General features: G+C 41.2%; 7 protein-coding genes and 1 CRISPR repeat array (1 of these 8 only partly in view). Of the genes, 4 read left to right on the top strand and 3 right to left on the bottom strand.

Features of this window, described 5'->3' with window-relative positions; all coding sequences use genetic code 11:
- Positions 1–231 precede the first annotated feature (231 nt).
- The 3 genes from CA730_RS09425 (at position 232) to cobJ (ending at position 3046) form a co-directional block, all read left to right on the top strand.
- A complete protein-coding gene (locus CA730_RS09425) occupies positions 232–498 on the top strand; it encodes a hypothetical protein (RefSeq protein ID WP_096666688.1) in 267 nt (88 codons plus the stop codon).
- A gap of 43 nt (positions 499–541) precedes the next feature.
- A complete protein-coding gene (locus CA730_RS09430; protein ID WP_096666691.1) occupies positions 542–730 on the top strand; it encodes a hypothetical protein in 189 nt (62 codons plus the stop codon).
- Between the two features lie 615 nt (positions 731–1345).
- Positions 1346–3046, top strand: a complete 1701-nt coding sequence (cobJ, locus tag CA730_RS09435) for a precorrin-3B C(17)-methyltransferase (RefSeq protein WP_096666694.1) — start codon at positions 1346–1348, stop codon at positions 3044–3046.
- A 2353-nt stretch (positions 3047–5399) separates the two neighbouring features.
- Here cobJ and CA730_RS09440 read toward each other — a convergent pair.
- The gene (locus CA730_RS09440) at positions 5400–5948 is read right to left on the bottom strand and encodes a pentapeptide repeat-containing protein (RefSeq protein ID WP_096666697.1); all 549 of its coding nucleotides are present in this window, start codon (positions 5946–5948) and stop codon (positions 5400–5402) included.
- Between the two features lie 197 nt (positions 5949–6145).
- On the opposite strand from CA730_RS09440, the gene CA730_RS09445 reads away from it, so the two are divergent.
- Complete coding sequence (locus CA730_RS09445) at positions 6146–6763, top strand: hypothetical protein (protein WP_096666700.1); 618 nt, start codon at positions 6146–6148, stop codon at positions 6761–6763.
- A gap of 41 nt (positions 6764–6804) precedes the next feature.
- Here the strand turns inward: CA730_RS09445 and CA730_RS09450 are convergent, their stop codons facing one another.
- The gene (locus CA730_RS09450) at positions 6805–9672 is read right to left on the bottom strand and encodes a glycerol-3-phosphate acyltransferase (protein ID WP_096666703.1); all 2868 of its coding nucleotides are present in this window, start codon (positions 9670–9672) and stop codon (positions 6805–6807) included.
- A 344-nt stretch (positions 9673–10016) separates the two neighbouring features.
- Complete coding sequence (locus tag CA730_RS24865; protein ID WP_172891167.1) at positions 10017–10157, bottom strand: hypothetical protein; 141 nt, start codon at positions 10155–10157, stop codon at positions 10017–10019.
- Between the two features lie 393 nt (positions 10158–10550).
- Positions 10551–12528: a CRISPR direct-repeat array (repeat unit 37 nt; unit sequence GTTTCAATCCCTAATAGGGAGTAAGTGAAATTGCAAT) (it continues 550 nt past the right edge of the window).

Here is a 12528-nt window from a genome sequence, read left to right on the forward strand (position 1 = left end):
TTAGGTTTAACTTATCCTACTATTCAAGGAATTATTACAGGTAAACTTAAAATGACAGCAGATATAGATTTACGCCTTTGTCGCTATAGATGGTTATTTCTTAAGATTGCAAAATGCTTATGAAATAATGGCAGCAAAAAGAAATTTAGGAGAAACTTTAAATCAAATTATTCCTTATTCTTTACTAGGAACAGATTAACGCAAATACGTTACATCTTCTTATCTGTTACAATGGTGAATGATAAAGTTACCAGCAAAGTAATGATTAAATTACAAGAATTGCAAGAACAGGTATTGGAATTACCAATCAAAGAACGCTGGACTCTTGTACAAACCTTACTAGCATCAATTCAACAAGAAACACTATCTTCTATTCCTCCTCAACCTACCCTAGAAACCTTATCTGAACTTGACCCCTGGACACAAAGCCTAATAGGTGTAATTCGCTTAGATTCAGAAAATCCAGAGGAAAGTTATATTAATTACCTAGTAATTTAGTAGGTTGGGTTGACGCAAGGAAACCCAACAATACCTGAGTTCGGTGTTAGGAGTTCGTGTTTTGGGGAGAAATGCCATCCTTAAGGATGTGGTAGTAGGACTAAATGAAACGGTAGGAAGATTAGATACTAACCTTGCTACTCTCCAAAGCAATTTTGCAGAGAATCAAAAATCAACCAATGCTGCTTTAGAAAGACTAGAAGCAATTTTGATCAAGCTGATGGATAGTTAGGAATGCAAATTTAATAACCTGCAATTCTGATTTAAACTGGGAATGGTGCGTTACGCTGTCGCTAACACACCCTACTTTTGCAATTTATTTAATTTAGGGAACACCAAAAAATAAATTACCCAATTTTGTGGGATGAGCATCCTGCCCGTCCTTGATGATTAGCGGGCAATTCGTCCCGCACCACAAGAAATTTTTGGGTATTTTTTTAATTGGAAGTTCCTTAATTCACATTCCTAAGTTTTTGTCGTTGACTGAACCAGGATGTTATCTAAAGTTATACTAAAAACGGCGGAGATTTGAATTTTTACAAAATAACAAAAAAGCTAGATGTGTAGGGGTAAAGCAAAAGCTTAATGGTGTCAACTTAAGCCCTGGTGAATGGAATTCACGGCTACACAAACAAAGTCCGCCTGCGCGGACTAAGGAAAAATCAAGGATTGAAACCCACGCAGGTGGGTTTTGCCTGTGTAGACGCAGTTTCTAACCGCCTGTTTTACGTTAAGTTGACACATATCAGCAGTGCTAAACCCCTACCTATAGAATCAAACGATTAAGCCGTTTAGAGTATATTCAGCAACGCCCAAAATTTCAGGATTTACAAGATTAAAAATTTTTATGAATATTAGGGTATGCCCTGCGGTTGTGGTCTTGAGTCAAAATAGCGTTACAGTGGGGCGCAAAATTACTAATGTCTTAGCTGGTGCGAAATTATATGGTTTGGTTAATCGCACTCATGATGTTGATATTACCTTTACCAATTTTGGCGAAACTTTACGAGAACTATTCGCTGCTGGTACACCGATAATTGGTATTTGTGCAGCGGGGATTCTAATTAGAACAATTGCACCATTGTTAACTGACAAGGGACAAGAACCGCCAGTTTTAGCTGTAGCTGAAGATGGTAGTGCTGTTGTTCCGCTTTTGGGTGGTTTAAGTGGTGTAAATGATTTAGCGCGTCAAGTGGGGTCAGCACTGAATATCCAACCAGCAATTACCACAACGGGAGATATCCGCTTTCACACTGCTTTGTTATCTCCTCCTGCTGGATATCATTTAGCTAACCCAGAACATGGGAAAAAATTTATTGCTGATTTATTGGCTGGGGGAAAAGTTAAATTACAAGGAATAGCACATTGGTTGAGTGAGAGTAATTTACCTATTGATGAAAATGGTGAGTTAATTATTCAAATTACTGAAAATTTGGGTAATTCTGATGCTAATTGTTTAGTTTATCATCCTGGGAAAATTGCGATCGCTCTCACCAGCCCAGAACCAGATACAATCACTCAAATTCACCAAATCCTCGCAGCATCTAATTTAGCACCTGCCGCAGTGGCAGGAATATTTGCACCGCTACAACTGGCGAATAATTCCCAACTTCACTCTATAGCGACAACTTTGGGAGTTCCTACCCGTTTCCTACACACCAATGAACTAACGGAATTGGTTTTGGCGGCTACAGGTGCAGATAGTCGAATTGTATCATCCCCATTTTCCCAGATAGCTGTTGCCATTTCCACGCAAATTATCAACCCTGACACCATTGGACAACCCCAGGGCAAATTAGCGATTATTGGTACGGGTCCTGGTGCATCTCAATGGATGTCACCCCAGGTAAAGGAAATTTTGGCATCAGCGACGGATTTAGTCGGTTATAAAACTTATATTAATTTAATTGGACATCTCGCAGATGGTAAGCGAATTCATGAATCAGATAACCGCGTGGAAGCAGAGAGGGCATATCAGGCGCTAGATTTAGCTGCATCGGGAAAATATGTAGCAGTTGTATCTTCTGGCGACCCCGGTATTTACGCAATGGCGGCGGCAGTGTTTGAGGTTCTAGAGCAATATCATAAACCAGAATGGCAAACCATTGATATTCAAGTCGCCCCTGGTATTTCGGCTATGCAAGCCGCAGCAGCCACTATTGGTGCGCCTTTGGGGCATGATTTCTGTGTGATTTCTCTCTCTGACATTTTGAAACCTTGGGAAATTATCGCTCAACGAATTACCGCTGCGGCTAAAAGTGATTTTGTCATTGCTTTCTATAACCCTGTATCAAAAGAACGCACTTGGCAACTAGCCGCTGCGAAAAAGATTTTAATGGAACACCGTAAACCCAATACCCCAGTTGTGTTGGGACGAAATTTAGGAAGAAAGGGAGAAGAAGTCAAGGTTACGACTCTAAAGGAATTAGAACCAGCATTAGCAGATATGCGAACTGTGATTATTATTGGTTCTTCCCACACTCGACAAATCCAGCAAGATCATAATATTTGGGTTTATACTTCCCGCCGATATAATTCTCAGGAATGATGTTTTTTCTATTAAACATAATATCCTTCTTCTTTCTTCCTTTCCCCGGACTCCTTTAAGATATAACTCTCTTAATTATGTCTAGTTTATATCTGAGAAAGACTTGATTTTTTTATTCTCATCATCAACAATAAAAACATCATGTTTCAGACATGATTGTAGCCAATAAAAGTGACAGAAGCCCTGATAATGTCCGCCCTTGCGGACATTTTACTTATTATAAATTCTTAAAAAAAATGACAATTGTATATTGAAAATTTAGTAAGGATTCAGGGAACAGGGAAGATAAAAGAAAAATGGGTTATTCGGTTCTTTTTATGGAAAACCTGGTTCAAAATCATTGGTAGCCTTATTGTGTAGGCATTTTATTGAAAACATGGATATAGTTGTTTATAACCCTTGTCCTGTAAGGGTTTTTTTATAATCAATCCTCAAGCACCATAAAAGTAGCGCAAGAGCCAAAACTAATTATATAAAAGATTTGGATTTAATGTAGGGGTAGCGCCCCCGTGCCTACCCCGATATTTGGGGCAACCAGAGAGGGTTTGCCCCCTACAAAATATTTAATGTAGGGGTAGCGCCCCCGTGCCTACCCCGATATTTGGGGCAACCAGAGAGGGTTTGCCCCCTACAAAATATTTAATGTAGGGGTAGCGCCCCCGTGCCTACCCCGATATTTGGGGCAACCAGAGAGGGTTTGCCCCCTACAAAATATTTAATGTAGGGGTAGCGCCCCCGTGCCTACCCCGATATTTGGGGCAACCAGAGAGGGTTTGCCCCCTACAAAATATTTAATGTAGGGGTAGCGCCCCCGTGCCTACCCCGATATTTGGGGCAACCAGAGAGGGTTTGCCCCCTACAAAATATTTAATGTAGGGGTAGCGCCCCCGTGCCTACCCCGATATTTGGGGCAACCAGAGAGGGTTTGCCCCCTACAAAATATTTAATGTAGGGGTAGCGCCCCCGTGCCTACCCCGATATTTGGGGCAACCAGAGAGGGTTTGCCCCCTACAAAATATTTAATGTAGGGGTAGCGCCCCCGTGCCTACCCCGATATTTGGGGCAACCAGAGAGGGTTTGCCCCCTACAAAATATTTAATGTAGGGGTAGCGCCCCCGTGCCTACCCCGATATTTGGGGCAACCAGAGAGGGTTTGCCCCCTACAAAATATTTAATGTAGGGGTAGCGCCCCCGTGCCTACCCCGATATTTGGGGCAACCAGAGAGGGTTTGCCCCCTACAAAATATTTAATGTAGGGGTAGCGCCCCCGTGCCTACCCCGATATTTGGGGCAACCAGAGAGGGTTTGCCCCCTACAAAATATTTAATGTAGGGGTAGCGCCCCCGTGCCTACCCCGATATTTGGGGCAACCAGAGAGGGTTTGCCCCCTACAAAATATTTAATGTAGGGGTAGCGCCCCCGTGCCTACCCCGATATTTGGGGCAACCAGAGAGGGTTTGCCCCCTACAAAATATTTAATGTAGGGGTAGCGCCCCCGTGCCTACCCCGATATTTGGGGCAACCAGAGAGGGTTTGCCCCCTACAAAATATTTAATGTAGGGGTAGCGCCCCCGTGCCTACCCCGATATTTGGGGCAACCAGAGAGGGTTTGCCCCCTACAAAATATTTAATGTAGGGGTAGCGCCCCCGTGCCTACCCCGATATTTGGGGCAACCAGAGAGGGTTTGCCCCCTACAAAATATTTAATGTAGGGGTAGCGCCCCCGTGCCTACCCCGATATTTGGGGCAACCAGAGAGGGTTTGCCCCCTACAAAATATTTAATGTAGGGGTAGCGCCCCCGTGCCTACCCCGATATTTGGGGCAACCAGAGAGGGTTTGCCCCCTACAAAATATTTAATGTAGGGGTAGCGCCCCCGTGCCTACCCCGATATTTGGGGCAACCAGAGAGGGTTTGCCCCCTACAAAATATTTAATGTAGGGGTAGCGCCCCCGTGCCTACCCCGATATTTGGGGCAACCAGAGAGGGTTTGCCCCCTACAAAATATTTAATGTAGGGGTAGCGCCCCCGTGCCTACCCCGATATTTGGGGCAACCAGAGAGGGTTTGCCCCCTACAAAATATTTAATGTAGGGGTAGCGCCCCCGTGCCTACCCCGATATTTGGGGCAACCAGAGAGGGTTTGCCCCCTACAAAATATTTAATGTAGGGGTAGCGCCCCCGTGCCTACCCCGATATTTGGGGCAACCAGAGAGGGTTTGCCCCCTACAAAATGTATTTGGGGCAACCAGAGAGGGCTTGCCCCCTACAAAATATTTAATGTAGGGGTAGCGCCCCCGTGCCTACCCCGGTATTTGGGGCAACCACAGGGGGTTTGCCCCTACTGTTAAAAGATCAACAACGACCAGCCCAAGTTATCCATTTATGGGATAAACCTATATGCAAAATTTCTCCAGTTCTCTCGAATTCTGTGATAATTGTTGTTGTTAAATCAACGCCCATAAATTCAGCTTCATTGACATTACTATCAATTAAATTGGCATGATGGAGATTAGCGCCTGTAAAGTCAGCACCACTTATTTCTGCTTGGTTGAGATTTGCACCGACTAAGTTTGCTGAAGTTAAATTTGCAGTTCGCAAATCAGCACCCCTCAGGTTAGTTTTTCTGAGGTTGACTCTAGTTAAATCAGCACCAATTAAGTTAACTTCACTTAGGTTGGCATTTTCTAAATTTGCTCTACTTAAATCAGCATTAGTGAGATTGGCTCTACTGAGGTTACACCCACTCAAATTTGCTTGAGCAAGATCCGCTCCGCTTAAATCTGCCGCTTCTAAATTTATGCCTCTCAAATCGGCACGTCTTAACATAGCTTGGTGCAGATTTATTGCTGGGAAATTCCTTTCTCCTGATTTATAAGACTTCAGAAGTTTTTGAGTATCCATACTTCCACCTCATTGTGTCTACAGGTGAGTTATTACACTTCCCAAACCACAGACAATTACTTGAGATTCTAGCGATCGCAATTTTAGCTAAAAATCTTGTATTCATTATACCCTTAATTAAGAAAATAATTAAATAAACGTTACAATCTATGTAGTTTATGAAAAAAATAGCAATAGTTTAGATCAATAATCCTTTTATGACAGCTAATTTAATATCTAATTCGACCTCTGATTTTATCAACTCTTTATCCAGTGCTGCGACTGCGTACCGAGCCGGAAATCAATTACCCTCGGCGGAAATAATAGTGAATGCGTTGCTGGAGGCGGAAAAAGCTGCCAAGCTACAAAAGTTAAATTATCCTTTTGCATCTCTTAATGGTAAATGGCGACTTTGTTTTGCTACTGGTACTAAAAAAGTCAGAAATCGTGGGGGAATTATTTTAGGTAAGGGTTGGTATGTGCCAAGATTTATGAGGATTCATATTTGCTTGAATCCATTGGAAACACAGGCTTTGGGAACGGGAGAAATTGCGAATCAAGTCCAACTGGGAGGAATATTACTTAAATTAACCGGACCAATAAAATATTTAGGAAAAAAGAATTTATTGGCCTTTGATTTTATCAAAATGCAGATTAGTTTATTTAATTGGATGGTTGTCAATAAAAATATTTCTACAAGTAAAGGTGAAAATAAAGATTTTGATAGGCAACCTATAGCTAAACAGGCTTTTTTCGCGTTCTTCTTAGTTACTGAAGATATGATTGCTGCTCGGGGACGCGGAGGTGGTTTAGCTCTTTGGATTAGAGAAAATTAAATTATATTTGCATAATGTTAATTTCTACATGATTCTTTCTTCTAGAGTATTTCCACCGTCCCTTTATAGCCATCAATTTGGACTTGTTGACCGTCTTGAAGTAAGTATGTGGCACCACGTACATCCATGACCGCAGGAATGCCGTATTCACGGGCGATAATTGCTCCGTGAGAAAGTTTACCACCTGCTTCGGCAATTAAGCCTCCAGCTTGGACAAGGATAGGGGCCCAGCCGGAATCTGTATAAGGGACGACAAGGATGGTGTTTTTATCAATATTATGGGCTTCTTGTAAGGTTCGGACTATTTTTACCCGGCCTTGAATTTGTCCTTGACTGGCGGGAATACCTAATAAAATGTTGTCAGAGGGATCAATTACGGGTTTAATGGGATGAGGGGGGTTATAACCGTAAACTACGGGAGGAATTTGGGGAATTTGGCTATCTTGGATAAATTGCGATCGCCTATTTTCGATTAATTCCCAGATATGATTCCTAAAAGCTACATCTGAATTAACCGCTAAATGCCGAATTTCCGCTAACTTGAGAAAGAAAATATCTCCCTGTTGAGTTAATACCCCAGACTGAAGCCACATCTGTTCTAGCGCCAAAAATGTCCAGCGTAATTCCGCTAACAATCGGGAATAAACTTCTGTCACCCTACCTTTAAGATCAACTCGTTTTTGCACTAAATTTGGCTGTTCTGAACGGGAATCATCTAAATTTGGTGATTCCGGTGCTTGTAGCAACTGGATGAATAATTGTCTGACTATTTGGGGATTTTCTCGCCAGGTGGGGACGGAAATATCTGTACCAACTTCGCTCAAATAGCCATAATCCTCAATCAATTCGTTAAGTTCGGCTAAAATTCTTGCCCCTGCGGCCGTTTGTGCTAATTGTGTAAATACTTGTTCTTGTTTAAATTCATAGTTACCGGCGATTAAAATTTGCCTAGCATCCGCCGCAAGCAAACGCATAGCTTTTAATGATGCTACCTCTGGGGTGACGCTATTATCAATTTCTTCTACTTTTGCCCCCAAAACCGCTTGACGGATGGCTGCACTCAAGGGGGCTAAAATGCTGTAATAAGTACCCCGGTGGAGTAAGTCGAGAATTAAATCTATTCTACCTAATAATTGATCTAGTGATAATTCCTCAATGACAACGTTTGATAATTGGGTTAATCCGGGAATAAAAACTTGGCGATAGTCCAATTTAAAATCTTTGTCTAAATCAATTTCTCGCTTGAGTAACTTTGTCAGTCCTGGTAAATTAGCCAAGGTAGAATCTAGAGCAGGTTTACTCATGCTTGCACCTCTAGTCAGAAATTCCAAACTTTCTGGCGGTAATCCCATTTCCAGGAAGATCTTTCCTAATAAAGAAGCATTAAAATAGGCTCTAGAGTAGTGCAGTGTGGCTGTGGTGGTAAAATCTAATCGGTTAGCGCGTTCGCCTAATACTATACTAAAAATTTCCCCCCACACACCACAGGTTAAAGGTGAATTAATAGACCAAGTTAAGGGATGAATCACTCCCGGAATCACCTCAGCGGCGATTTTTCTTGTCCATAACGGTAAAAGCGTAGTGATAGGTCTTGTCTGTAATACCCACAAATTTTGACCATCATAACTCCATTCAATATCTTGGGGAATGCCCAAATAACGTTTTTCTAACCGCCGAGCTAAGTATGCAACCTGTTTAATTAATGCTTCAGGAACTTTGCCATTACCTTCAAATTGCAGACAAGATAATTTTTCATTATCCGCAATCACCACCCGATATTGTTCCGGTGTCACCTTCCCAGAGACAATTTGTGTAGGACTACCAGACACCGCTTCAATAACTACCGCCTCACCCTGTTGAGAAATCGGATCTCGGCTAAAAGCCACCCCAGAGAATACGCTTTGGACTTGTTGTTGAATGAGTACCCCCATTTCCCGATCTTCCGAACTACTGCGACGGCGATATTCGACGGCACTGGGATGATTATAGGAAGCTTGAACTTGAGCGATCGCTTGTCGCAATTCTACCTTACTAATCACATTTAAAATCGTTTCATACTGTCCCGCCGCCGAAGCTTGCTGGGAATCTTCCCCAATGGCCGAGGAACGCACTACCAAGGGCGAAAGTGGCGACGGTTGCAGAAAATCAATTAAGATATTAGGATCTTCACCAGCAGCCAGTACCCAGCCTTTAGGAACTGCATAGCCCCAACGTTTAATTTGCGATAATGTCGCCGCTTTAGCTCCTACCACTTCCCCATCTAAATCATCATCTAAAGTAATAATCCTCTCCTGATTATTTAAATATTCCATCATTGGTTGAGATTCTAGCGCCGCCTCCTCCACAGGGAGATTCATATCATCAGGAATTTGGTTATAAATCCAGTAAATTAACCCCGACAAAGCGGAAGCAGCGATAATCCTTGGTATATCTTGGGAATGGATAATCCCCACAAACAGGGGAAATATCACTAATACCCCCAACTTAATAGTTTCCTTAGAACGAGTAATTAAAAACCCCATCGCCGCCAGTAAACTCACAAAAGCAGCTACCATCGGATCATGTGCTAACAAACCCCAGGAAACATTAGTTGTTCCCGCGCCTTTAGTAGCCAGATATCTACCGATAACCAAAGCAATTAAAGCAATGAGTTCCCAGACTGGTTGGGAAGGAAAATAATATTGGGCAGTTGTCACAACGGCAACACCCTTGAGGGCTTCAGAAACCACGCAGATACTTCCCGCCAACTTACCACCATGATAAAAAGCGGCTGCTACACTAATATTTCCTGTACCCACCTTGGCTAATTGCTTACCACTCAAGGCATAAGTAATCCAGGAAATTAGTGGTATTGCTCCTAAGAGTGGACAAACAATTAAAATAATGACGATACTGAAAAAATTAATCATGATTTTCTAATCTAAAAATTAAAATTTGATGACACATATATAGCAGGAGTCAGGAGTCAGGAGTCAGGAGTTAAGAGTCTCTTACCGTATGGCCTTTACTGTAGATTCTGTATCTCTTAACTACACAACCTACTGTAACTCAATATTTGCAAGGACTTTCAAGGTCGAAAATATCAAAATAATCACTCTTAATACCATGAAACCTCAACCACTTGTTAAAATTCAAAATAATTCTTTTTTCTTCTTTCTTCCTCCGAACTCCGAACTCCTGACTCCTCTTAAATATAAGGACACTAGAAAACAATGATAGTCTTACTAGTGTCCCATAATGTTATTTAAGGAATTTAGCCTAGTGCATAAGCGGCAGTAAGCGACCAAATAATCAGACCAGCAATTGATCCTAAAAGTACCACAGTGGAGATTGTAATCAGTTTAGGTGAATCTGCACCTTCAAATTTCATGATTCCGCGATTTAAATCGGACATTGTTTTATAATGCTCCTTTATTACAGGGCTAATCTGTCCGTCTTGATTTTAGTCTTTCTATTGCCAGATGGTGTTAAATTCTTATTACGATTTTTTTTAAGATTAGTAACAAGAGGCAAAACGGGACTTATAGACTCCTTAAAAAAGCATTAATAGGGAGGAAAAGAGGAAGAGACTTCCAATTAAAAAAATATCCCAAAATCTCTTGTGGTGCGGGCATCTTGCCCGCTAATAATAGAAGGACGGGCAAGATGCCCATCCCACAAAATTGGATAGCGTTCGCGGAGCGTCCCGCAGGGAACTAGCGCTGCTGCAAGCAGTTCATCTTTTTGTGGAGTTCTCTAAGTGAAATTGAAATTTCGTGGGGGTTTACGGCGTAAACCCTCATGCGTAGTTTTAATCCCTAATAGGGAGTAAGTGAAATTGCAATTTCGAGTTTTAATGTCTTGGTTATCTGTCTTGGGGTTTCAATCCCTAATAGGGAGTAAGTGAAATTGCAATTTTAAGATTAATATTACTCCCTTTTTGATCGCCAATGTTTCAATCCCTAATAGGGAGTAAGTGAAATTGCAATCCAAATAAACCATTAAAGATACCACCAAACCAGGTTTCAATCCCTAATAGGGAGTAAGTGAAATTGCAATTAGTGAGAATAATTTCAGTTTCAACGTTTTGCATTGTTTCAATCCCTAATAGGGAGTAAGTGAAATTGCAATCGGCAATTAGTTGGATTTGATGCAAGAGGTATTAGTTTCAATCCCTAATAGGGAGTAAGTGAAATTGCAATGTAATTCCTGTGGGATAAGGGTTTCCGGGTTTTCTGTTTCAATCCCTAATAGGGAGTAAGTGAAATTGCAATATGTTTAGATAATGGTGTAACAGGTTTTTAGTGGCGTTTCAATCCCTAATAGGGAGTAAGTGAAATTGCAATGCAACGAACAAATCTTAGCTAATTCCCAAACTCGTGTTTCAATCCCTAATAGGGAGTAAGTGAAATTGCAATCCGCCCAAAAATAGGCAATATGGTATTTGCGCAAGTTTCAATCCCTAATAGGGAGTAAGTGAAATTGCAATTTGCTGGCTTGCTATCGCCCGTTGTCAAAACTTTTTTAGTTTCAATCCCTAATAGGGAGTAAGTGAAATTGCAATATCTCTTCCCATAGACTAGTGAGCCAAGTGACTCAAACTGTTTCAATCCCTAATAGGGAGTAAGTGAAATTGCAATCTCTCGCTGCCATATCTTCTGGTAACTCCCATTCGTTTCAATCCCTAATAGGGAGTAAGTGAAATTGCAATTACAGGAAATTTTATTTTACTTATCCGTTGACATAAGTTTCAATCCCTAATAGGGAGTAAGTGAAATTGCAATCTTTTTTTGCAAGAAATAACCATTTTTCCGCCTCTGTTTCAATCCCTAATAGGGAGTAAGTGAAATTGCAATTTTTTTCTGAAAGTTTGCTGTTTATGAAATCTTGGAAGTTTCAATCCCTAATAGGGAGTAAGTGAAATTGCAATTATTCCCAAGATTGGGAATGGTGATCTACTGGGAGAGTTTCAATCCCTAATAGGGAGTAAGTGAAATTGCAATTTGATGGAGATCCTAATTTTTATCCCCAATTACAAGAAAAGTTTCAATCCCTAATAGGGAGTAAGTGAAATTGCAATTCTTGCAGACAGAATCAGAGAAGGTCAATGCTTTAGTTTCAATCTCTAATAGGGAGTAAGTGAAATTGCAATCTGTATTTATTGCCTCCCGGCAGACAGGATGTGTTTCAATCCCTAATAGGGAGTAAGTGAAATTGCAATTTGATAAAAGTTATGTGCAGTTTGGCTGCATGATCTGTTTCAATCCCTAATAGGGAGTAAGTGAAATTGCAATGCAAGTTCTACTTGACTAATTCTGGATTCAATCAAACTTGTTTCAATCCCTAATAGGGAGTAAGTGAAATTGCAATGTTGAACCAGTAGAAACTGAATCTGTAGAAACTGGTTTCAATCCCTAATAGGGAGTAAGTGAAATTGCAATTAGAGAGTATTTGGCTAGAGAAGCGCAAGCGTCTGTTGTTTCAATCCCTAATAGGGAGTAAGTGAAATTGCAATTGGAGTAGCAAAACGTCCGCCTATTTCACCCTCATAGGCAAGATAAGTTTCAATCCCTAATAGGGAGTAAGTGAAATTGCAATGCTAATCCAATTATGGTTACGGTAGCAGTATCAATGTTTCAATCCCTAATAGGGAGTAAGTGAAATTGCAATATTGCTGCTGAACTAGGAGTCGTTCCATCTGGCAACAGTTTCAATCCCTAATAGGGAGTAAGTGAAATTGCAATATCATTATGTATTTTGTCCGCATCGCACCCAACTGCGAGATG

Source organism: Dolichospermum compactum NIES-806 (assembly GCF_002368115.1).
In the GTDB taxonomy this organism is placed as follows: domain Bacteria; phylum Cyanobacteriota; class Cyanobacteriia; order Cyanobacteriales; family Nostocaceae; genus Dolichospermum; species Dolichospermum compactum.

Coding starts and splice junctions, on each gene's coding strand:
- CA730_RS09445 (WP_096666700.1), top strand. CDS start 6,146: ATGACAGCTAATTTAATATCTAATTCGACCTCTGATTTTATCAACTCT.
- CA730_RS09440 (WP_096666697.1), bottom strand. CDS start 5,948: ATGGATACTCAAAAACTTCTGAAGTCTTATAAATCAGGAGAAAGGAAT.
- CA730_RS09450 (WP_096666703.1), bottom strand. CDS start 9,672: ATGATTAATTTTTTCAGTATCGTCATTATTTTAATTGTTTGTCCACTC.
- CA730_RS09425 (WP_096666688.1), top strand. CDS start 232: ATGGTGAATGATAAAGTTACCAGCAAAGTAATGATTAAATTACAAGAA.
- cobJ (WP_096666694.1), top strand. CDS start 1,346: ATGAATATTAGGGTATGCCCTGCGGTTGTGGTCTTGAGTCAAAATAGC.
- CA730_RS24865 (WP_172891167.1), bottom strand. CDS start 10,157: ATGTCCGATTTAAATCGCGGAATCATGAAATTTGAAGGTGCAGATTCA.